Genomic DNA, 22,115 nt, shown 5'->3' with positions numbered 1-22,115 from the left:
ATCAAACGTCACCTTTTAATATGGCACGATAAAAGTAATAAAAAGCCGGTCTCAAGTCGTTATTCTCTTCCCTCGGTAATTTTTATTAATTATCCCTAGGATGGGCAATATACCAATAAATATAAACTTAAGTGATCCAAGGGAGCTCTCTTGGCCACTGGGTTGCGAGGGTGGCTATTTCTGGGTCGAAAGGCCTGTATCGGTAGCGTTTTAGCCTACGAAAAAATACGGATAGGTCGGGGGAATTACATCAAGCCTCCTCGAAAACACCGAGGAATTCCCTGGGAAAAAGTGTTTAGAATACGGAAGCGCTACCTATAACTTCTAATGTCAGTTCAACTCTCTTGAGGGGATTCAATCCATGGTTTTAACCTCCCTTAATCAAACGACATCTGCTGCTCAGTCTAACGCGATGCTTGAGCATACCTTAAGAAAAATTCATCCCCAAAAACATCATCACTACCAAGTGGAGGATTTTTTCTGTTTCCAGATGGCCACGGGGTCGATCGTTGATTGGAATAATTGTCGCAACGTACTCACCAGCGAAGATTTCATTATCGGCCTGATCGATGGATTACAAGAAGAAGTCGGCAATGCCTCTAGTGTGGTTATGTACAACATTGGTAAGGAATGGGGGCACTACGACGCAGAGTTTTTCCACCAATGGTTTCTGACAGAATTTGGCTACACCAGCTCCCTTAATGAATTAAACCTCAACTACGTCCTCGAAGGATGGTGGTGGCCATTTACAGCCCAAGGCTGGGGGAACTGGGCCATTGACCTCAGTGAGCAGAAAAATGGTTTTCTCTTCGTCGATATCTTCGATTCGGCCGTGGCACGCACCCTGGGGAATGTTGGCAAACCCGTGTGTCATATCTACGCTGGCCTGTTGGCGGGCTTCTTTAGCCGATTAGTGAAAAAATCCCTGAATTGCATTGAAATCCAGTGCTACGCCATGGGGGAAACCTACTGCAAATTCCTGATTGGCAAACAAGACCGTATTGATGCAGCCACCTTCTGGCTCAATGAGGGGGCCAACGCCAAGGATATTGAGACCAAACTCAACCACGGAGAGTATTTGAAATGAGCCCACAAGTCCATTGGGCTGGGGTGAGTGTTCACGAATTTTTCCAAGGCTACAACTGGTCAGGCGATGCCGTAGTCCTGAGTCCGAGCCTCTCCCCGGAAGAGGTATCCTCCCTACCCTCCCTTGTTTGTCTAAGCGTGGGGAATTTCCTCCAACAGGTTAACTGGCTGGGTAAGGCCCATCCGTCTCAGTCCGAGATCTCCCCACCAGTGGCCGTGACCGAAACTCCCCCGGCTCTGACCCTATCCGTTGCTGATTTTTTCCGGCGCTTTAATGCCCAGGCCCCCGTGCAAGAAGCTTCTGCAGCCCGGCCTACTCCCCTCGTCGCAACGGCTCCCGACCTTGATCTCACTGATTTATCCGGTTTATTTTAGGTTCTACCGCCATGCAAAGAGATTTTGAACGTTTATTTCACCGTGCTGAGGATCATTACCTCCATGCCCTGGAGGTCGCTTCCTTTCAAAAGCATTTGGGACTCTTGCAGGAACGCCTCGCCGCCTACCGTTACCTACGAGACCATGAACTCGACATTTTCCAGACCCTAGCAGATCGTCTGGAGATGGCCTACCCCGATACCCCAACCCCGACCTTAGAAAAGGCCCTGCTCCACTGGATTAGTATCCTCCGCTATAGTGCCATGGGTATGCTCCTCAGCAATCCCGAATATTTACAGTATCGACTACTGGAGTGGCTGGGGGATATGGTCACTGCCCATGATCTACATGCCATTGAAAATACCCTCGCTGAGGCCCTCGTCCAATACCTCCAGGAAGCCCTACCGGAAGCCCAATTCACCCTGCTCCGGCCCTTCTTGGCCCAGGCAGAGACCACGGTGCTAGGCCAGGCCCAACCCCAACCCGAGCAACTTAGTATGGCAGGAGAGCAAGGATGATTAACGTTAGTAATTTAATTCAATCCCGTCCCCTCAAGGGCAATTACTTTGCCCCCGATGTTTATCTCCAGGGGGACAATGAATTTGGCCTATTGGAAAACCGCAGTGGTGCCCGTCTGCTGGCCCTGCCCGATACCCTGCTCAAGGGCCTGTTTACGGCCCTGGACGCGGAACTCGGCAGTGGAGCAGGGATTGCCTTGCGGAGTTGTGGCAAAACCTGGGGAACAGCCTTCTACAAGCGCTTTGCTGACGAATTGGCGGAATACTACGAACAGCCTTTGGCCCAGATGGAAATGGTACAGTTTTTGCAATGCCTGAAGCAATGCTGGAAGTCCCACGGCTGGGGGGTACTCGATATTGATCTGAAATATTACCAGCAGGGTTTCATTGTGGCAGAGGTCAGCAATTCTCCTTTTATTGCCACGGCACCCCAGGGTAAACGGCCCATGGGCTTTCTAGAAGCGGGTATCTTGAGTGCCTTTTTTAGCCAGTTAACCGGCCAAAATTTGCATTGCGAACAAACCCAGTGTGAGTCCTTGGGGGCCGACCGGAATCTGTTGATCATCGGTTTGGCCGAACGGCTGAAATCCGTTCCTGCTTGGCTGACAGAGGGCCATGACCACGCTACCATCATGGAACTATTGTGCCGTCAGCAAAATTAACCCGAGGAGGATGCTTCCGTGGCCAAAATTATTAAGCTGGACCCGATTAATGTTGAAGTCGCCATTCAAACGAACGATAATTTGCTATCGGGCCTGCTCAGTAAAGACCTGCAAGTCATGAAGGAGTGCGGTGGCCGGGGCATGTGCGCCACCTGTCATGTCTATATCACCCAGGGCATGGAAAGCCTTTCTCCTCTCAATCGTCGGGAACAGCGCACCCTAGAAGTGATTACGACCTCTAATAAATTTTCCCGCCTCGCCTGTCAGGCGAGGGTCTTGGGTGAAGGGGTCGTGGTGGAACTCCCCTCTGGTCTCTACATCAGCGCGGTTGACAACATCGAAGACTTAATTGGCCGCCGTGCGGAAGACAATATCCTCCATCCCATTACGGGGGCTGTGTTGGTAGAAGCCGGTAAGTTGATTACCCGCTCCATGATTAGCCAACTCCAAGACACTCAAGTGGAAGCCAAGGATTTTCTGGCTAAAACCCGAGAGGCCTAGGTGGTCTCCATGATGACTTTTTATCCTAAGGAATTGACGCCCATGTTCAAACAACTCACTCGCCTCAGTATCGATGCCGACGGCCGCTACGCTAGCGATGCGGAATTGCAATTTTTACAGGATTACCTCGACTCCGCTGACCAGCGCCTGAGTGCTTACGAAAAAATCCGCGACCAAGAAGAGCAAATTATCCATCGTTGGGAAGCCGTCAAGCACGGCCTCAAGCAAGACACCTTCCACATGGGAGAACGGGATGTGACGGAAATCTGTCGCCGCGATATGACCAATGTCTTTCGCTGTTCGGTGACCGCCGTTTTGTTTAATGACCTGGATCGCCTGCGGGAAGGCCTACTGATTTGGTATCAAACCATTGTCCGGGCCTACAACTACACCGACTACGCCAAGATCAGCTACAAGGTAATTCAGGATGTGATCCAGGAATTTCTCACCCCCGAGGAAGCGAATCTGGTCTTACCGGCCCTGAAACTCGACCACACCATTTTGAGTAACTAGACAAAAATGAGTACAAAATTCTCGGTAACCCTGGTGAATGAAGCCAAGGGACTGAACCAGACCATCATGGTCGGCGAGGATGAGATTATTTTGGATATCGCCGAAGAAGCCGGGATTGAATTACCTTACTCCTGCTGTGCGGGGGCTTGTTTTGATTGCCTCGGTGTTCTACTGGAAGGAACTGTCGAACAGACGGAAAAGGCCCTCTCCTTCCTAAAGCCCGATGAGCTGAAGTCCGGCTATGTTCTCCTCTGCTCCGCGACCCCTACCTCTAATTGCAAGGTTTTAACCCACCAATCGGAGGAGATTTTTGGTTAGTTTTGTGCTCATTGTTCTCGTTTGTAAGTCTAAGGATTGAAAAATACTATGGAAAATTCCGTCAATACCCCGACTTCCCCAGCCTCCGGTCAGGCAAACTTGCTGGATGGCCTATCCGTCTTTGGCCTCCTAGGGGGTGCCGTTGCTTCTATTGCCATTCCTGCTAATCCAGCCGCAGGGGTAATTCCCGTGGCGGCGGCCGTGGGACTCCATCTCTTAAATCGTCGGCAGTTAGCAGAGCAAATGCTCCAGCGCCAAGAGGCGGCAACGGCCCAGGTGGTTCAGCAGATTAACCAACACCAAGCGGCCCTAACGGATTATTTGCAAAAGTTTCAGCAGGAAACCAAGCATCAGCTCGACCAACAACAACAGGCCCAAGTCAGCAATCATGAGGCCCTGAGCCAATCCCTAGCCCGCCAAGGGGAACAACTCCAATCCCAGTTGGCGAATCTCCAAGTCGAAGCCCAGCAAACCGCCCAAAGCCAGGCCCAACAGCATCAAGACCTGGTCGGTGTGGTAACGGAACTCCGGCAAATGGTGAATTGCTCCCACCACCTAGAGGCTGGCCCCAGAGCGGAGGCCTACTACCAACGGGGCCTGAGCCATCAAAAATTGGGGGACCGTCCCGAAGCGATCCGTGACTACAGTGAGGCCATCCGCTTCAATAGTGAACTGGCTGGAGCCTACTACCAACGGGGCATTATCTACGCTGAATTGGGAGAGCGCAAACCGGCGGTGGAAGACCTACGTCAGGCGGCGAAACTCTTCTTTGATCAGGGAGATCTAGAAAACTACGACCGGGCGCGAGAATTGGGGAAAGAATTCTATGATCTGCAGGAACCCTTTACTGGCGTTCTCCCCACCAAGACCGAACAGCCTACCGAAGCCTTTGCCTACGTCAATGGCGGTAATGGCAACGACGACGAAGCCCCGATGAAACCCCTCTTAGCGGTGGAGAGTGACGTGACGGCGGACAACCTGTTTAACTAGATCGTAGTTATTGCTTAACAACAACAACAGCTCCAGGGAGGGAGGGTACAATGAGAAAGCCCTGTCCTCCCCTTTCCTATGGCGTCTCCCTGGAATGTATTGCCTCGGCCCCAGCAGTCGCGTTCACACTATCGTATTTTGGGACAAATTGGCCAGGGACAGTTCGGACGCGTTTACTGCGCCGTGCATCGTACTACGGGGAAGCTCTACGCCCTCAAGGATCTAGAGCATGGCGTTTTTCCCACTAATCGCTTTCTACGGGAACTATCCTACTTGGTGACCCTGCGTCATCCACGTATTGTGGCCTGTTATGCGCTGGAGTACCACAGGACGGGTCGCTATCTGGTGATGGAATACTGTGCAGGGGGCACCCTCCGAGACCTTCTAGAACAGGAGGGAGATATTCCCCTCGGCCATAAACTGCAACTGATCCAGGATATTCTCTCCGCGCTAGACCATGCCCACCGTAAAAATATTATCCATTGTGATATTAAGCCAGAAAATATTCTCCTAGTCCCCACCGCTGAAGGTTGGCAGGCCAAGATTACCGACTTTGGCATTGCTCAACTGGCCGCCGTTACCGGTAATCCCAACTTTGGCAAGGGCTACACGGGCTCTCCGGCCTATATGGCCCCGGAACGTTTCTATGGCAAAGTTTCCTCGGTCTCCGATCTCTACGCCGTCGGGGTTCTCTTCTACGAGTTACTGGCGGGAGAGCGGCCCTTCTCTGGGCGGCCGGGAGAGCTACAAACAGCCCATTTGAATTATCGTCTTCAGTTTCCACCAAATTTCCCGCCTCTGCTGGTGCCCATTGTGGCCCAGGCCCTCGAAAAACTCCCCCAAAAGCGGTTTAGTAGTGCCCAGGCCATGCTAGAAGCGGTTCAGTCGATTTCTCGTCAAGTATCCCAGTCCTCAACGGGCGAGCTATCGGGTTTCTTCAACACCGTTCCTATCACCTCTCCCTACCCAGTCCAAGTTACCCAGAGTGATCCCTTGGCCTTTCCTGTCCGCCATCTGGCCGTTGTGAATACCAAGGTTTATCTGGCCCTTAAGAATCAACTGAGTTGTTGGCGGTATCCTGGAGAGGATTTACAAGGAGCCTATGAACCTGCTTGGGAAGTGGGCCTAGATACGGCCATCATTGGTTTCCAGGTCAATGACCGCGGTCTAAATGTTGTTGGCCAAGCCCTTCCTCTGATGGCCCCAGGCTCGAGTCAACGCTACTGTTTTTACCAATTTCCTGAAACCCTGGCGCTCAATCGTCGCTCTCCCCAGGCCCAGGTCTGCTGGTCGGCGGAACGTTTACTCTGGAGTCTAGACCCCCAGGGCCAATGGTTAGCTTGTATTAAAAGCCGAGAGCCTTTGCCCCAGTCGGGGAAGGGTTACTTTCAGGTCTGGAATCTCTGCCAGGGAAAGTCCCTCGGAACACCCCACGGAACGCTCCTCCCGTCCCAACTGATTACCCTAGACCATCGCCATGGCCTTTTGGTGCTGTTAATCAAAACTGGCCAACGACAGAGCACGCTTGTGCAATTGTTCAATCGGCGGGGCCAGGTGATGTCTGCCTTTTCCTTGGCGTTTCTCCTCAGCGCCTTGACCTTTAATCCCTGTTCCCGGAATCATCTATTCGGCCTAGACCTGAGGGAGCCCACAACGGCGGTATTGGTGCGATTGCAACCGCTGAAGGTGACTCGTTTTGCGCTGGATTTCAAACCCCAATTTATCCTGCCCTTTGCCTGGGGCTACCTCCTGGCGGATACCCAGGGCCAAGTGTTGTTACTCAACCACGAAGGCTTTCGGATTGGCCATTTTGAACTAGGAGCGACGCTCACCGCTCTGGCCCCCGTTGGTCGTCTGGGATGTCTCGCGGCTACCTGGGAAGGAAATCAAGGCAGTTTACAGCACATTGATCTCGGACAAGAGCTCGATGAACGTATCCAGGCCCTTTGGGACGCTCGCTAGGCCTTAACTGCGGGGATCCAGGGCATCGCGGAGGCCATCCCCCAACAGGTTAAAACAGAGGACTGTCAGAATAATCAGCAGGGCCGGTGGCCAAACCAACCAGGGTTGCAGAACGAGGATAGAGGCATTGGTGGCGACGGAGAGTAAATTCCCCCAACTGGGGTCGGGTTGCTGGATGCCCAGGCCAATTAAACTCAGAACCGATTCTGCCACGATGAAACTAGGCACGGTCAAGGTTGCCGAAATCACGATGTAGCTGGCGGTTTGGGGCAAAATATGGCGCAAAATAATCCGCCCATCGGCGGCCCCCATCACCTTTGCGGCCTGGACAAATTCCTGTTCCTTAAGGGATAACACCTGGCCCCGAATCACCCGTGCCAGGCCCGACCAGCTAATCAAAGATGTAATCAGGACGATCAGTAAAAAGCGTTGACCACTACTGAGGCCGGGGGGTAATACTGCCGCCAGGGCCACCAGTAGATAGATACCGGGAATGGTCATCAAGACTTCCACGCCGCGCATAATCACGCCATCCAGCCATCCCCCAAAGTAACCGGCGATACCCCCCATGATCAGTCCCAGGGGAAAGGAAACCAGAATGCCCACCAGGCCAATGAATAAGCTAATCCGGCCGCCAAAAAGGAGACGGCTAAATTGGTCTCGGCCCTGCTCATCAGTACCCAGGAGGTTGATTTTCGCCGGCCCTGTGGTGCCAAATAAATGCCGGTCACTGCGAAAACCCGGAAAAATTTCCACTGTCTGAAAACGGGGAGGCAGGGGAAGACGGATGGCTAGGATTCGATAGGGGTCTCCCTGTACCCAAAATTGCACTGGCGAGGGATTTTGCCAATCGACTTGCAGAGAACGCTCACCGGTTTGCAGATTCGTGGCGCTTTGGTGGGTGGGATAGACGGTGGGCCTTTGCCATTGCCCATCGGCCCGGCGCCAATGAATGGTCGTAGGAGGCAGGAGAGAACCATCGACTTGAGCACTGTAGGGACTGTAGGGTGCAATAAAATCGGCCCCTAGGACAGCGAGATAAAACACCAACAATACCCCAAATCCCAGGCGCGCCAAGCCATTATTGCGTAATTTCTGCCACCAGTTCATTGGGGTTGGCCTCCGGCCCAAAAACGTTCAATCAATAAAATAGCAACGATGTCATCAATGGGCCGGGGAGGGACGCGTAGACCCTGGGGCAGTAGACGCTGGAGGCCACGGGGGGGATACATTTGCCAATAGCGGGCTCGCGCTTCGACGGAACTGTTTCGCTCATCAACGGGGATAATCGTGACCTCTGGGGGACTAATCTGCTGGAGGGTTTGTTGCCATTGCTTGGCGGTGGTCTGGTTGCCCATAATCAGGCACTGAATGGCATACTGGCGACAGAGAGCAGGAATTTTTGCTGTTACTTGGTCAGCAGGAATAACCTCGTGATAAGCTAACTGGCCCCCATCAGCCAGCACCGCAACACCGCATTTATCTCGTCCGGGGTCAAAGCCTAGATAGTACATAAACGAGAGAGCTTAAAAAATAACATTACCGCGCCGCAGGGCCACCAGCCGCAACTTAAGTGGCCCTACCACAGAGGTATTTTCCGTGGCAATCACCCGAATTTCATCAGGGCGTTCGTTAGTCTGCTGAATTGTTTCTACAAACTGAATTAGGGTTTTAATGCGGCCATCTTCAATTTGAATATTACCCAGAATGCCTTCTCGGCGGGCCCGGAACTGGGCAGCAGAAAGCAAATAGTCTAAACGCTTTTGAATATCCTCTTCGCTAAAATTAGAGGAGTCCATGGAAATAGTGGCAATGGTTTCCCCGTCCCGAAAGATCTGGCGGTTGGGGGCCACATCGGCAAAGACTCGAATTTCCTCCTCACCCTGGACGTAGTTACCGGCTGAGAGAATACGAACAACGTATTCTTCCCCTGTTTTCAGTTGTTCCGCCAGTTGTTGTACCTGGGCCGTCGTAATACGGACAATGGGGTCATTCCCCGGTAGGGGCCGGGAGGCGGGATCTCGGGTGGCCTGCCAAGCATTGCGATTGGCCTGACGCAGGAGTTCATCCACCGCCTCAATGGCCAGGGTCGGATCAACCACCCGTACAGCCCCAAAGGCTAAGACCTGGCCCCGCAGGAGAGCAATTTTCCGCTCTCGCAGGTCTTGGTAGTTTTGATAGTACTGTTCTAGGACTTGCACCTCTCGGTTCAGGAAACCTAATTGTTTTTCCAGGTCTTGTAATTTGGATTCCCGTTGACGAATATTCCGGTCCTTCAGAGCAATGGATTGGTCAAGACGGTCAATCTGTTCATCCCGTTGGTTAATTTCCGTTTGGAGTTGCTGGCGTTGTTGCTCTAGGGAAGCAAATCGTTTTTCTAGGGATTGGAGACGTTCTTGACGCTGGGCTAGAATTCTATCCTGCTCCGCAATTTTGGTCTGGCGTTTTCCCAATTCCATATCCCGCTGTTTGACCAAGGCCTGCAGTTTGCTCATCTCTTCAATTAACTGCAATTTTTGTTGACGCAGTTGCTCCCGCTCTTTCGTCAAGGTCTGGACATCGGCCTGGAGTCGTTTGGCATCCCGAGAGACCCGTCTCAGCTTGGCTAGGGCGCGATTGTAGTTGTCATCAATTTCCTGACTGCGTTTTTGAACTTGAATTTGCTTGGTTTTGGCGTCAGCTAACTGCTGTTCAATGGCCTTTTTTTCACTACTGGCCCTTTCTAGTTCCGATTGGGCCGTCCGCAACTGTTGCAAAATTTCATCGAGCTTAAAAACCCCTTCCCGCAGGGACTTACTAAAGGTAAACAAAATTCCTAGGGTTGAGGCGGCGATCAGGGTTCCCGTTAGCACCGTCAGTACCACCGCCGTTTGCCGGGGCCGGAGGTCAAAAAGACGGAGCTTGGCCTTGCCCACTTTACTGCCTAAATGGTCGCCGAGCGCGGCAATAATCCCGCCCAAGACAAGTACGGCCGTTACCAGAATATAAGCACTGGTCATCGGGATGGTTTAGGTAAATTGTTGACTGAGGGCAACGGGGTTATGTACCGTGATCTTCTTTTTAAAGATAGAAATCATGTTACTTTCCCGCAGGTCGCCCAGGAGTCGTGTCACAGTAACCCGCGTGGAGCCAATGGCTTCGGCGATGGCTTGATGCGAGAGTTTAAGATCGATACGAATCCCCTCAGGGGTGGGAACTCCAAAATCCCGACACAAAATTAATAAAAAACTCACTAGCCGTGATCCCATATCTCGATGGGCGAGGGTTTCAATCATCATCTCCGTCTGCAAAATCCGAGAAGACAGGCCCTGGAGCATCAGCATCGCTAAATCTGGGTGTTCCTTCAGGGCCTGCTCCACCTGTTCAATGGGGGCCGATAACAGTTCGACGGGGGTAAAGGCCACCGCATGATAAAAACGGTCGGAGCGTTGACCGGTAATTAGGGAAAGAACCCCAAAGACACTATTTTCCCGCAAAAGGGCCACGGTAATTTCTTCACCCGCTTCGTACACCCGCGATAGCTTAACCGCTCCCTTAAGCAAAAAATAGACCCGCTCAGCCGGATCCCCCGGAAAAAAAATCGTTTTACTCCGCTCAAAGGTTTCGACCACCGGCGGGAAGGCTTCATTGCCCAAGCGTCGGAATAGGGCGGTTAGTGGTCTTTCTTGGGTCAGGGACTGGTCCATTCAACCTCACACAAGGGGATAACGAGATAATTTCCCCCAATTCTGTATCGCAATTATACACAAACTCCTGCGGTTCTAGGGGGAGTTGTGCCCCCGGAAGACTAGCAGAAAGGCCCCAGAAAGCCCGATCAATAATAAGCTGGAAATCAGTGGTTAATCCTCCAGTCCGTTTTCTGCCGTCCTCGTCTCTGCTTACCATGCCTGATATTCATCTGCTTGAAATTCAAAATCCCTATGCCAACGGTATTCTCATGGATTTAGAAGCCCGAGTTAAGGCAGAGAATACGGAACAGCCGCTAGTGAATCTCGTTGCCAATCTGAGTTTGCAGGAACAATGGCTGAACTTGGCCAGTGGCCGCCTTAAATTCGCCCTTAAAACAGGACAATTTAACCTACAAATTCACAGCAGAGACTTTACGCCTGCGTTAACTCCCGCGAGCTTTCCACGACTAGCCTCTGTGCCCCCCGAATTTCACTGGCAGATCCTGCCGGCCCCGGGTCAAGCATGGCTCAAACTATCCTCCCAGCGATTGGAGTTAGGGAGTCTACCCCTATCCTCTGCGCCCTGTCATATCATTGCTACCCTGACCCTAGACCCCGTTTCCTTAGTAATTACGGATGCCGAGGGCCTGTGGCGGCCCGATCTGAGTCCCAATAAACACGGCATTATTGAGCGTCTTCTGGCCCAATTTTTAGTTAAACAGGTCTTCCCACCGGCTCTGAGTTGGGTTCAACTGAGTCTCGGTCAGTTGGAAATCTGGGAGGACTTATACCAGGACTATCGCCGTAACCTGGCCACTGGCCAACACCCCAGCCCAGAGGATTGCCAGGCCCTGCGCCAGCAGATTGAACAAATTTACCAGGCTACGACGGAAGATCTCCATGCCCTGGCTCGTCTTGCGGGCCTCGATCCCCAGCTTAATTTAGCCGGCGGGAAATTTGTCGGAGCCAGCCTCCAGGGGATTGAACTGCACCGTAGCGACCTCAGTCGGAGTAATTTTCGGGGAGCAATCTTAACCGATGCCGATCTCAGTGAGGCCGACCTCAGTTTTACCAATCTCAGCGGGGCCGACCTGAGTGGGGCCTACCTAGAAGGGGCTAACCTCCGGGGCGCCGATTGCCATCGCAGTAGTTTAGCCCTGGGAAATCTGATTGGGGCCGATCTAACCGATGCCAATTTGGTAGGTACTTCAGTACAAAATGCCAATTTGACCAACGCCATCGTTACCAATACTCGCTTTGGGGATAATCCTGGTATGACGGCCAGTCTCCAGGCCAGCCTGTTGGCCCGGGGGGCCAAATTTGTAATCCAAAACCCCTAGAACAATGCTATCCTAGGAAAAGTGTTTGGACACGTAGCTCAGTTGGATAGAGCATCAGGTTCCGGTCCTGAGGGTCGGGGGTTCGAGTCCCTCCGTGTTCGTCTAGTTACGACCAATGCCAACATAATGGAAGCCACTCTGCTGAAGTTGGGCCTTGTCGAGGAAGTTACGGCCATCAATGATTAAGGCATGGTGCATCCGTTGACGCATTTTGTCGAAGTCGAGGCGGAGAAATTCCTGCCACTCGGTGATCAGTACCAGGGCATCACAATCATCGGCGAGCATTTCGGGATTGGTTTCAATATGAACCCCGGACAGGCCATGGCTTAACCCTGATTGAGAAACAATGGGGTCGTAGGCCTTGACCTTGGCCCCGAGTCGATTTAGCTGGTCGATAATGCCCAGGGCCGGCGCATCGCGCATATCGTCGGTGTCTGGTTTAAATGTTAATCCCAATAGACCAATGATCTTGCCCTTGAGAATTTTCAGTTCCTGTTGGAGTTTTTCCACCACAATCAAGCGTTGATGTTGGTTGACGTTGACAGCCGCCTTCAGAATTTCCGTGGTGTAGCCGTAATCTGCCGCCGTATGGATTAATGCCGAAACATCCTTGGGAAAACAGGAACCGCCCCAACCAATTCCAGCCTGTAAAAACTTACTACCGATGCGGGAATCGAGGCCAATTCCCCGAGACACTTGGGTCACATCGGCTCCGACCCGGTCGCAGATGTTAGCCACTTCATTAATAAAGCTAATCTTGGTCGCTAGAAAGGCATTAGCCGCGTACTTAATCATTTCCGCGGAACTGAGGTCTGTCACCACAACCGGCACCGGCGGTAGGGAGGGATCTTCAGCAAATTGTCGGTTAACCAGGGGTTGATAGAGGTCTTGCATGAGAGCAATGGCCTTGTCACTATTACTGCCCAGAACAATTCGGTCTGGGTTGAAGGTGTCATAGACAGCAGAGCCTTCTCGTAGAAATTCTGGATTACTCACCACATCAAAATTTTCCACCAGGGCCTTTTTGTCCCCAGGCCCTGTGGCCCCGTAGCGCTCCTTCAGGCCCTCTAGCACAATCATCCGCACCCAGTCCCCAGAACCAATGGGCACCGTCGATTTATTAACAATAACGCGGTAAGACTCATCTAAATGGGCGCCAATCCCCCGAGCCACGGCCTCGACGTAGCGGGTATCACTCTCTCCCGTTGGCAGGGCCGGTGTCCCGACGGCAATGAAGAGAATTTCGCCGTGCTGAACGCCCTGGGCTAGATCCGAAGAAAAATCGAGGCGGCCAGCCTGCATATTGCTGACCATTAACTCTGACAGGCCCGGTTCATAGATGGGGGACTGCCCGGCCTTCATTAGCTTGACTTTTTCCTCATTGTTATCCACACAGATGACCTGATGGCCGATCTGGGCTAGACAAACCCCGGTGACTAAGCCTACGTAGCCCGTTCCAATGACACACACTCGCATCGCTAACACTCCGTTGAATCCGCGATTATTGTGGCCTGTTTCTGAATACAACGCAAGCAAGGATTAACGTTTTTCGTGATCTGCCTCATCTCCTCAAGAGAAAGTCAGTCTTGAATGCGACCTTGCTCTCCCTAAACAGTTAAGTCACAATACGATGTAGTTCCTTATAAAGACAATACCGTAATGCTCTCCGAAATTCCTCGCCCAGCACCTAACACGACGTTTGACCTGGTTATTGTGGGGGGAGGCATTGTCGGGACAACCCTCGCCTGCGCCCTTCAAAACACGCCGTTAACCATTGCCATTATCGAGGCCTTACCGGCAGAACAGGCCCTGTATAAACCCCAGGCCTACGCCCTTTCCCTACTGTCCAGCCGTATTTTGGCGGGGTTGGGCCTCTGGTCACAAATTGCGCCCCAGGTCGGTCATTTTGAGCAGATTCGTCTATCAGATGCCGACTATCCTGGCGTTGTTCCCTTCTCCCAAGCAGATCTCCAGACCCCGCACCTGGGTTATGTGGGAGAACATCGCGTCATTCTCTCGGCCCTACAGGAAAAATTAACCTCCCAGGCCCGTGTTTATTGGTTTCGGCCAGCAGAGGTGATTGCCGTTGACTACACCGAGGCCGGGGCCTTGGTTCAGATCCGCCATCAGGGCCAGACCCAGACCCTCTCGACGCAACTCGTCGTTGGGGCCGATGGGGCCAAGTCCAGAATTCGTTCCCTAGCCGAGATCAAAACCCGGGGCTGGAAATATTGGCAGTCCTGCGTCGCCTTTACTATCCAACACCAAGCGCCCCAAAATAACATTGCCTACGAACGGTTTTGGTACAGTGGTCCGATGGGAGTATTACCCTTGCCCGGCCACCGCTGTCAGATTGTTTGGACGCTTCCCCACGCCCAGGCCCAGGCCCTGCTACGAGCTGAGGAGGCTGATTTTCTCCGACAACTCAAGCCCCGTCTCGGGGAGGATTTTGGCGAGATTCAACTCTGCGGGGCCCGTCGTCTGTTTCCCGTCCAACTGATGCAGAGTAACCGCTATATTCAACCCCACCTGGCCCTGATTGGCGATGCGGCCCATTGTTGCCATCCGGTGGGGGGCCAGGGCCTCAATTTAGGTCTGCGGGATGCGGCGGCCCTGGCGGAAGTGTTGGAACAGGCCCATCGGCAAGGCAAAGCCCTCGGCAGTTTAGCCACGCTCCAGGCCTACGAACGCTGGCGGCGGCCCGAAAATTTCGTCATCCTCGGGTTTACCGATTTTCTGGATCGTTTCTTTTCCCATCGGATTGGGCCCCTTGTTGCGGTTCGACGTTTAGGACTAGAATTTCTACGGCACGTCCCCCCGGCGAAGGTGCTGGCTCTGCGACTCATGACCGGCCTCTTGGGCCGTCAACCTCAAATTGCCCAACGGAGTTAAAATCCTTGGAACCGAGCGATAAGATTCCCGCTAACATTCTCGTGTCCGGGGAGTCGTTGCCCTTTATGATAAGTAAACATCTGAGCGTATTGATTTTAAGCCCTCTCCTGTCCGGAGCTTGGCCAGAGCTCGACTCAATTTACCCCTAAAGGCTAAAGACTTATGGACCAGGCCAATATGTCTTTTCCGATCAGTAAAACCTACTTTTTGGCAGGGTTACAATGTCCGAAGCGGCTGTGGCTCGCAATTTGCAAACCAGAATGGGGAACGCCGCCTTCCATTGCGGAGCAACAGCGCATTAAACAAGGTCTGGCCATAGGGATCGCCGCCCGTGAATCTTTTCCAGAGGGAATTCTGCTCCAGGGAACCTTAGATGTTGTTCTAGAGCAGACGCAACAATTAATTGAACAGGGCGTAACTTGCCTGTTGGAACCCGCCTTTATCTTTGATGATATTCTGGTTCGCTGTGATGTATTGCGGAAATTACCGACGGGCCACTGGGAAATTATTGAAGTCAAGTCTTCTACCAAGGTTAAAGAGGAACATATTCCCGACCTGGCCCTACAGCAGTACGTTCTAGAGGGCCTGGGCCTAGTGATTGAACGCACTAGCCTCATGTCCGTTAATCCCTTGGCTCACAATTGGCAGGATGTTCAGGAACGATTCAATATTAATGATGTTACCCAACAGGTACAGGCCTGGCTTAAACAACTCCCCCAACGTCTAGGGGAGTTTCGTTATTTACTGAGCCAATCTGACCCCCCTGATACCCTCGTTGGCAAGCATTGTGACCGACCTTATCCCTGCGTCTTTAAGGCCCATTGCTGGCAAGGTATTCCCTCCTTATCGATATTCAATATTCCCCGCTTACCCACCCACAAACTCCAGCAATTACTCGAGCAAAATATTCTGGAACTGAAGGATATTCCGGCTGATTTTCCTCTGACAACGGCCCAACGAAGTTTTGTGGAGCGCATGATTGCCAATCAACCGCTGTACGATTCTGCGGACATCCAGGCTAAGCTGGCCCAACTCCAATTCCCTCTCCATTTTTTCGATGTAGAAACGCTGAATCCGGCCATGCCCCGTTTCCCCGGTCTGCGTCCCTACAGCCGTTGTGTCTTCCAATATAGTTGTCATATTCTGCGGGATTGGCATACCCTCGAGCATTACAGTTATCTCCATCCTGTCAATAGTGATCCCCGCCTTTCCTTGGTCGAATCTCTCATGAATCATATTGAGCCCCAGGGGTCAATTGTGGTTTATAACCAATCCTTTGAAGCTTCAGTTCTGCGGCAATTAGCCAGTGACTTTCCAGAGTATGCGAAACCCCTCCAATCGATCATTGACCGCCTTTGGGATCTGCAACTGATCTTCAAACAGACTTATCATCATCCCGGCTTCCAAGGTTCCACCTCCCTGAAACGAATTCTGCCGGTGCTTGTGCCGGCCCTCTCCTACGATTTCCTAACAGTGAAAAGTGGTCAGGAGGCCCCCTTGGTGTGGGAGGCGATGGTAGCCTGCGAAGATCCCCAGCAACGAGCAGAAATGATGCAACATCTTCAGGACTATTGTTCTTTAGATACCCTGGGTATGGTAGAAATTTATAGATTTCTGGTCACTCTCATGAGATCAGAGGGCCTTGAAATATAGTCGAATATCGTCAGTGAATACCTAGAGGACGTTCCCTTGTTAATCGACCTCCGACCCTGGCTTGTCTATTTTGAACAAAACGCTGTCAAACCGCCTTCTATTCCTTGGCATCTACAAGTGGCCTTGACTCCGGAAGAGCGACAGTGTATTGCGCCCTCTATTGCGGCCTTTCAACTGGGGGAATATTCAGAGGGCAAGGGCCTGATGCAAGCGGCCCAGTACTTTTCCCAACAACACGATCTGCCTGAACTGCCCCCAATCACCCGGCTTTTTATTAAAGAAGAACAACACCATGCCCTACTGCTCAAGCAGTTTATGGATAGGCATCAAATGCCGCTCCTCAAAAATAATTGGACGGATGGCCTGTTTAGAAAACTCAGAAAAAATGTCAGTTATCCCATCTCAATTACTGTTCTAGTCAGTGCAGAAATTATTGCCCTTGTCTACTACCAAGCCTTGCGAAATAGCACGCAATCCCTGACTCTCAGGGCCATCTGCGAAAAAATTTTGCAGGATGAACGGGCCCATGTGGCCTACGAAGCTTCGATCCTCAAGGCCCTGGGCCGTCAAACAGCTTTTCCCAAAAGGGTTTTAATTCAGGCTTTACATCGCCTACTTTTTCTCGGCATGGCTCTGGTTGTTTACAAAGAACATCGACGACTTCTACAACGGGGCGGCTATGCTTTTCCTTTGTTTTGGGCGGCTGGTTGGACAGCGTTTGACACCTGGTTTACCGACCAAGGAGAACTGGAAAGAGCGATCCCAATAAGCCATACCCAACAATAATGACTTAGGGTTTACGAGCCAGTAGAGTTTGCTTGGACACCCGCAGAAGTTGATAGGTTCCTCCCTGGGCTAGGATATGATAATCCCCTGCCTGCAGGTGAAAAGCCTCGATAAAACGCGGCTCAGCCACCATTAAAATCGTCGGCGAGGTGGTCTGATCTCGTTGGGGCTCGAGCAATTCCCAGGCGTAGTCAACATTATCTAAAAATACTGCCGAGTGTTGGCTATAGAAAACAAAACTATAGCGGGGATAGCCCATGATCCAAATTGGTTCCTGGGGGTGAGCGGCCTGACCCAGGGCCTGGCCCAATTGGCGTAGGGGGAATTGCCGCTCCCGATCCATCATCCCCACTAGACCAGGGATCACCCCGATCAGAGTGGCCAAAAAGCCGAATAGATTAGGCAACCAGAGCCAACGGCGGCGGGAACGGGTACTCGCCAGGTAAAGCCATAGGCCAAAACTGAGCAGTAAAATCCCCCCCAATCCCAGCGGTAAGCCAGTATTTTGTAGGGTTTGGGCAAAGGTGGGATAGGCCGGATCATTGCCCACCAAGCGAGGACTGAGAAATGCGGCTACAGCCATCAGCAGAAGCAATAGGCTATTCAGCATGGCACTCACTAAAAAGGGCCAGCGTTGCAGAGGACGAGTACTGGCCTGCTGTCCGACCTCCCCCCAAAAGAGGGCCAGGATCAGCGCCCCCGCTGGCACAAGGGGCAAGATGTAACCGGCTAATTTAGTGGCAGCAGCGGAAAAGAACAGAAAAACGAGGAAAAACCAAGCAACACAAAACAGGCCCAGTTGCTGGGAACGAGGCTTAGAACACCACAGGGCCGGTAGCCAAAAGCGGAGCCGGGCCAGGGCCAGGGGTAGAAAGACCGACCAGGGCAAGAGCAGAATAAAGCACCAGGGAAGGTAGAAATACCAGGGGCCGGCATGGCGGTAGAGAACGGAGGTAAAGCGCTGAAAATTACTGAAGCCGAGAAAATGACCCAAAAACTCGATGCCATTGGCCTGGGTAGCCAGGATATACCAAGGAAAGCAGAGGAGAACAAAAATTCCAAGCATGGGCAGGAGGGGCATTTCCCGCAGCACAACCCATAACTGTCCGACATAGGCCAAAAAGACCACAATAATCAACCCTGGTAACAATAGGCCCACTGGCCCTTTGGCCAAAACGGCCCCCGCGGCAAACACCGATGCCGCTAGGTAGTAGCCGTGCCGTCGAGGGGAGGCCGGCCCCTGGGCATAGCCCCCAAAAAAGCAAAGCAGCGTCAGGGCCATGGTACTGGAGAGAAACATATCGGTGACGGCTGTCCGGCCCCAACCAATCCAGCCCGGATTCAGGGCCATGATGCCGGCCCCGAGACTGGCCCTGAGCCAACGCTGTTGCGGTGTTGGCCAAGGCGGCTTGCCAGAGTCCCCCCAGTGATACAACGTCAACCAGACTGCGATCACCACGGCCATGGCCGCTAGGGCCACCGGCAGACGCGCGGCCCCTTCACTAACCCCGAAGAGTTTAAAACTCAAAGCGACGAGCCAGTAGCCTCCCACCGGATAGTCAAAAAAAGTTTCCCCGTTCCAACGCGGCGTCACCCAATCCCCGGACAGGTACATCTGATGGGCCACTTCCACAAAGAGAGCCTCAGTTTTATCCATCACGCCGAGGGTACCCAGTTGATTGAGAAAGCCGAACCCGGCTAACAGGGCCAGCCAGAGAACCGCTAGAATCCAGCGCATCCGGGCCGAAGCCAGGTAAGGAAATTGCATCGACATAGGCAATGATTTCAAAGGCATGGGAAGCACTGGGGGAAAGGAAGGGGGGAGCACTCTTGGGGTATGCTTAGCCAGCGATAACCCGATTTCGGCCGTCTCGTTTAGCCTGGTACAGGGCCTGATCCGCTTGCTTGAGGAGTGCTTTGAGATTATCCATCTCCGGCGTTAAACTGGCTACCCCCCCACTGACACTAATGCTAATGTCCGCTTCCTCTACACTCCAGCATTCTTGTTGGGCCAGGTAGCGGAGTCGTTCCGCGAGATCGATAGCTTCCGCTAGAGCACAGTTGGGCAACAGGACGGCAAATTCCTCGCCCCCTAGGCGCCCCACTAGATCAAAAGGACGCACATTTTCCTGAATTAACTGGGCCAGATGACGGAGAACCCGATCACCGGCTTCGTGGCCGTGGTGGTCGTTAATCAGCTTAAAGTGGTCAATATCCAACATCAGGACACTGAGGGCCGTTGGATAGCGAACGGCACGGTTAAATTCCTCCGTGCCCCGCTGCATAAAATAGCGGCGATTGTACAAGCCAGTCAGATCATCGGTGATCGCTAAACGAGTGAGTCGTTTTTGCAGTTGCCGCTGCTCAGTAATATCGACCACGGCGGTAAAGAGGGCCCGTTGATGGTCAAACTCGATTTTACTGATCGATAAATTGGCCCAGAAGGGTTTGCCCGTGGCCGACTGTAATTGAAGTTGCCAGTTCTGGATAAAGTCCTCGTGTTCTAACGCCTTGAGTAATCGCTGTCGATCGGTGGGTTCCCCATAAAAGTTCAGGATAGTGGTTGCTGGGAGCGTCTGGGGGTCTAGCTCAAATTTTTGTAGGGCCTGGTAATTGACGTAGAGAATCTGGCCCGTGGGCCAGACAGTAATGATCACCGGAAAGGGCGCATGGTCTGCCAGGACGCGAGCTCGTTTTTCCGAGGCCTGGAGTTCCTTTTCGACTTGAATGCGCTCGGCTATTTCGTAGCGGAGGCTCCGCTGGAGTTGATAAAAACGCCAGGCTATCCAGGAAACAATGGTCAGAAGGGTTAAGGCTAGTCCTAGGGCAACATACACCCACGGTGGAGGGCTGGGGGCTTGGGTTTCATACAAAAAGCCAGTCAAATCCAAGGGTTTGGGGAGCATCCCCAGGTGGGTGTACACGTCCGCAATGGCCCGCCAGCGGCCAGGATTCATATAGCCAGTTTCCACGGTATTCGGGAGAATCAAGCGTCGGCTTTGCTCCGCTTCAAACTGGAGATGGGCCCGGTCTAGGCGGTCACCGTACTCCTGCAAGATAAGATCAATCATTTCCTCAGAATGTTGCATGGCATAGGCCCACCCTTTAAGGGAAGCTTCACGGAAGGCCTTAACACGCTCGGGGTGCTGACGGAGTTGCTGTTCAGTAGTAAAGAGGGAGTCACCGTAGAAGTCGATGCCACCGGCCCGAGGATTAAAAATCAGATATTCTAGGCCCGCTTGCTTGAGGTAGAAGGGTTCATCGGTGGAATAGGCGGAAATGGCATCTACCTCTCCCTTGATCAGGGGCTGGAGATCAAAGCTATGGGGAACGTGAATAATCCGTGCGGGGTCAATGCCTTCCTGAATGAGGTAGGCCAAGAGAGCTTCGTCTGCTCCCTGTTGGAGCATGACCCGTTTACCCGCTAATTCATGGATATTCTCAATGCCAGAGCGCTGGAGGAGGAGAAAGATGAGTGGTGAATGCTGATAAATAGCCCCAAGCACCACAACCGGATAGCCGCGACTACGGAGTAATACTAAGTTAGAATCCGCAATACCAAAGTCCGCTTGGCCCTTTAAGACGGGTAGGGCCGGATCACTCCCATCAGCGGGGGCCTCGACAAAGGACACATCTAGACCAGCCGCCTGGTAGTAACCTTGGGCTTTCGCAGCGTAGTAGCCCGCGAATTGAAACTGATGCTTCCACTTCAGTTGTAAGGTGACGGGGGTCAAAGCCGAGGCACCGGAAAACGCCTCAGGGGAAAAAGCCTTCTGGGCTAAGAAACCCCCTAATCCAATGAGAAGAAACCCCAGTAACAGTAAAATACTGCTGCTGCGGCGAGAAAAGAGTCCTCTAACGTTAATCCCTGGTCGTGGTGACACGGTCACGGCAGACAAGTCCGATAAAGCTGAAGGACTTCTTGCCAGGCTGCGGTGGCAACCTTCGGTTCATAGCTGGCCCGCTGGTCGCAGAAAAAACCATGGTCAGCGCCGCTATAGCGAAAGATGCGGTGGGGCACTTGGTGTTGAATCAAAGCCTGTTCAATCTGTGCAATGTCAGTGAGAGGAATACTCGCATCCTCCAGGCCAAAAAAGGCGTAGAGCGTACCAGTGATTTGGGAGGTGTAGGCCAGGGTCGCTTGTCCATCTCCGGGACTCCAGTGGGGAATCCCTGCGCCATAAAACGAAGCTGTTGCCCGAACCTCCGGCAGGGTCGCCGCCAAGTAGGCCACCAGTCCACCAAAACAGAAACCAATGGTGCCGACGCCTGTTTTACGGACTTGAGGAAGTTGGTAAAGATAATCAATAGCTGCCGTCAGGTCACTTAATAGTTCTTCGGTTTTTGTCCCAGCCTTGTAGTGCCTGCCCTGCTGAATGGCGGCTGGTGTATAACCCGTCTCAAAACCTGGGGCCTGGCGCTGGTAAAGAGCCGGAGCCAAGGCCACATAACCTTCCTGGGCCAAGCGTTCGGTCACATCTCGGATATGGGCATTCACCCCAAAAATTTCTTGGAATACCACAATGGCGTTAAAGGGGCCGGTTCCTGGGGGTTGGGCAAGATAACCGTCAATCAAGAGGTCTTGGTTGGGAATCGTCACCCAGCGGCCGAGGTTGGAGTCAGTCATAATACCTTCCGCAAAGAGAACCTTGATCTGAAGTTTAGCGTATAGCCTTCCTCTCCCTATCGCCATCACTCGGGGATTTTGGAAAAATTTCATTTCAGCAAGTTGACATAAATTCTCATTTAGCTCCATGATTTTTTACAGTGTTCTCTTCTCAAGGATTCAGTAGGTGGGATTGCTCGGTATGATAACGGGTTGTCCCTCTCTTTTTTTGGCCTACACTGGAC

21 protein-coding genes and 1 tRNA gene are annotated in these 22,115 nt (G+C 52.5%); 14 read left to right on the top strand and 8 right to left on the bottom strand.

The genetic code is table 11. The features are described from left to right. Positions 1 to 361: 361 nt before the first annotated feature. The 9 genes from ABXS88_RS02810 (at position 362) to ABXS88_RS02770 (ending at position 6,925) form a co-directional block, all read left to right on the top strand. The gene (locus tag ABXS88_RS02810; RefSeq protein ID WP_353673673.1) at positions 362 to 1,087 is read left to right on the top strand and encodes a V4R domain-containing protein; all 726 of its coding nucleotides are present in this window, start codon (positions 362 to 364) and stop codon (positions 1,085 to 1,087) included. Beyond that, positions 1,084 to 1,461 (top strand): hypothetical protein, encoded by a 378-nt coding sequence (locus ABXS88_RS02805; RefSeq protein WP_353673672.1) that lies wholly within the window; start codon positions 1,084 to 1,086, stop codon positions 1,459 to 1,461. Before ABXS88_RS02810 ends, ABXS88_RS02805 begins: the two co-directional genes overlap by 4 nt. An 11-nt stretch (positions 1,462 to 1,472) precedes the next feature. Next, the gene (locus tag ABXS88_RS02800; RefSeq protein WP_353673671.1) at positions 1,473 to 1,979 is read left to right on the top strand and encodes a phycobilisome protein; all 507 of its coding nucleotides are present in this window, start codon (positions 1,473 to 1,475) and stop codon (positions 1,977 to 1,979) included. Continuing rightward, positions 1,976 to 2,641, top strand: coding sequence for a V4R domain-containing protein (locus tag ABXS88_RS02795; protein WP_353673670.1), 666 nt, complete (start codon positions 1,976 to 1,978; stop codon positions 2,639 to 2,641). The genes ABXS88_RS02800 and ABXS88_RS02795 overlap by 4 nt, the downstream gene beginning before the upstream one ends. A gap of 18 nt (positions 2,642 to 2,659) precedes the next feature. Continuing rightward, positions 2,660 to 3,142, top strand: coding sequence for a 2Fe-2S iron-sulfur cluster-binding protein (locus tag ABXS88_RS02790; protein ID WP_353673669.1), 483 nt, complete (start codon positions 2,660 to 2,662; stop codon positions 3,140 to 3,142). Between the two features lie 42 nt (positions 3,143 to 3,184). Further along, a complete protein-coding gene (locus ABXS88_RS02785) occupies positions 3,185 to 3,655 on the top strand; it encodes an allophycocyanin (RefSeq protein WP_353673668.1) in 471 nt (156 codons plus the stop codon). 6 nt (positions 3,656 to 3,661) lie between these two features. Further along, positions 3,662 to 3,973, top strand: coding sequence for a 2Fe-2S iron-sulfur cluster-binding protein (locus ABXS88_RS02780; RefSeq protein WP_353673667.1), 312 nt, complete (start codon positions 3,662 to 3,664; stop codon positions 3,971 to 3,973). Between the two features lie 48 nt (positions 3,974 to 4,021). Further along, a complete protein-coding gene (locus ABXS88_RS02775) occupies positions 4,022 to 4,963 on the top strand; it encodes a tetratricopeptide repeat protein (protein ID WP_353673666.1) in 942 nt (313 codons plus the stop codon). A gap of 78 nt (positions 4,964 to 5,041) precedes the next feature. Further along, a complete protein-coding gene (locus ABXS88_RS02770) occupies positions 5,042 to 6,925 on the top strand; it encodes a serine/threonine-protein kinase (RefSeq protein ID WP_353673665.1) in 1,884 nt (627 codons plus the stop codon). 3 nt (positions 6,926 to 6,928) lie between these two features. Here the strand turns inward: ABXS88_RS02770 and ABXS88_RS02765 are convergent, their stop codons facing one another. The 4 genes from ABXS88_RS02765 to ntcA are packed head-to-tail and all read right to left on the bottom strand — an operon-like array spanning position 6,929 to position 10,611. Further along, positions 6,929 to 8,035, bottom strand: a complete 1,107-nt coding sequence (locus ABXS88_RS02765) for an ABC transporter permease (RefSeq protein WP_353673664.1) — start codon at positions 8,033 to 8,035, stop codon at positions 6,929 to 6,931. Beyond that, on the bottom strand, positions 8,032 to 8,439 hold the full coding sequence (locus ABXS88_RS02760; protein WP_353673663.1) for a pre-16S rRNA-processing nuclease YqgF: 408 nt from the start codon (positions 8,437 to 8,439) through the stop codon (positions 8,032 to 8,034). The genes ABXS88_RS02765 and ABXS88_RS02760 overlap by 4 nt, the downstream gene beginning before the upstream one ends. A 12-nt stretch (positions 8,440 to 8,451) precedes the next feature. Further along, positions 8,452 to 9,924 carry a DUF3084 domain-containing protein gene (locus tag ABXS88_RS02755; protein WP_353673662.1) on the bottom strand — a complete coding sequence of 491 codons (1,473 nt, stop codon included), beginning with the start codon at positions 9,922 to 9,924 and terminating at the stop codon, positions 8,452 to 8,454. Between the two features lie 9 nt (positions 9,925 to 9,933). Beyond that, positions 9,934 to 10,611 carry a global nitrogen regulator NtcA gene (ntcA, locus tag ABXS88_RS02750; protein ID WP_353673661.1) on the bottom strand — a complete coding sequence of 226 codons (678 nt, stop codon included), beginning with the start codon at positions 10,609 to 10,611 and terminating at the stop codon, positions 9,934 to 9,936. 197 nt (positions 10,612 to 10,808) lie between these two features. On the opposite strand from ntcA, the gene ABXS88_RS02745 reads away from it, so the two are divergent. Together ABXS88_RS02745 and ABXS88_RS02740 are read left to right on the top strand one after the other, a co-directional pair. After that, positions 10,809 to 11,933, top strand: coding sequence for a pentapeptide repeat-containing protein (locus ABXS88_RS02745; RefSeq protein WP_353673660.1), 1,125 nt, complete (start codon positions 10,809 to 10,811; stop codon positions 11,931 to 11,933). Positions 11,934 to 11,960: 27 nt separating this feature from the next. Then, positions 11,961 to 12,034, top strand: a tRNA-Arg gene (locus ABXS88_RS02740). A gap of 1 nt (position 12,035) precedes the next feature. Here the strand turns inward: ABXS88_RS02740 and ABXS88_RS02735 are convergent. Continuing rightward, positions 12,036 to 13,409, bottom strand: a complete 1,374-nt coding sequence (locus ABXS88_RS02735; protein ID WP_353673659.1) for a UDP-glucose/GDP-mannose dehydrogenase family protein — start codon at positions 13,407 to 13,409, stop codon at positions 12,036 to 12,038. Between the two features lie 183 nt (positions 13,410 to 13,592). On the opposite strand from ABXS88_RS02735, the gene ABXS88_RS02730 reads away from it, so the two are divergent. The 3 genes from ABXS88_RS02730 to ABXS88_RS02720 all read left to right on the top strand — a co-directional run bounded on the left by ABXS88_RS02730 (position 13,593) and on the right by ABXS88_RS02720 (position 17,264). Continuing rightward, a complete protein-coding gene (locus ABXS88_RS02730) occupies positions 13,593 to 14,825 on the top strand; it encodes an FAD-dependent hydroxylase (RefSeq protein WP_353673658.1) in 1,233 nt (410 codons plus the stop codon). Between the two features lie 177 nt (positions 14,826 to 15,002). Then, positions 15,003 to 16,478 (top strand): DUF2779 domain-containing protein, encoded by a 1,476-nt coding sequence (locus ABXS88_RS02725; RefSeq protein WP_353673657.1) that lies wholly within the window; start codon positions 15,003 to 15,005, stop codon positions 16,476 to 16,478. 36 nt (positions 16,479 to 16,514) lie between these two features. Continuing rightward, entirely contained in the window at positions 16,515 to 17,264 is a 750-nt protein-coding gene (locus ABXS88_RS02720; protein WP_353673656.1) for a hypothetical protein, read from the top strand. A 4-nt stretch (positions 17,265 to 17,268) separates the two neighbouring features. Here ABXS88_RS02720 and ABXS88_RS02715 read toward each other — a convergent pair whose 3' ends face one another. The 3 genes from ABXS88_RS02715 to ABXS88_RS02705 form a co-directional block, all read right to left on the bottom strand. After that, a complete protein-coding gene (locus ABXS88_RS02715) occupies positions 17,269 to 19,038 on the bottom strand; it encodes a glycosyltransferase family 39 protein (protein WP_353673655.1) in 1,770 nt (589 codons plus the stop codon). A gap of 67 nt (positions 19,039 to 19,105) precedes the next feature. Further along, positions 19,106 to 21,154, bottom strand: a complete 2,049-nt coding sequence (locus ABXS88_RS02710) for a diguanylate cyclase (protein ID WP_353673654.1) — start codon at positions 21,152 to 21,154, stop codon at positions 19,106 to 19,108. Continuing rightward, on the bottom strand, positions 21,151 to 21,891 hold the full coding sequence (locus ABXS88_RS02705; protein ID WP_353673653.1) for a dienelactone hydrolase family protein: 741 nt from the start codon (positions 21,889 to 21,891) through the stop codon (positions 21,151 to 21,153). The genes ABXS88_RS02710 and ABXS88_RS02705 overlap by 4 nt, the downstream gene beginning before the upstream one ends. Positions 21,892 to 22,115 lie beyond the last annotated feature (224 nt).

Source organism: Synechocystis sp. LKSZ1 (assembly GCF_040436315.1).
GTDB lineage: Bacteria > Cyanobacteriota > Cyanobacteriia > Cyanobacteriales > Microcystaceae > Synechocystis.
Note: the sequence above shows the minus strand (reverse complement) of the source record. Positions and strands in the feature narration are given on the sequence as shown.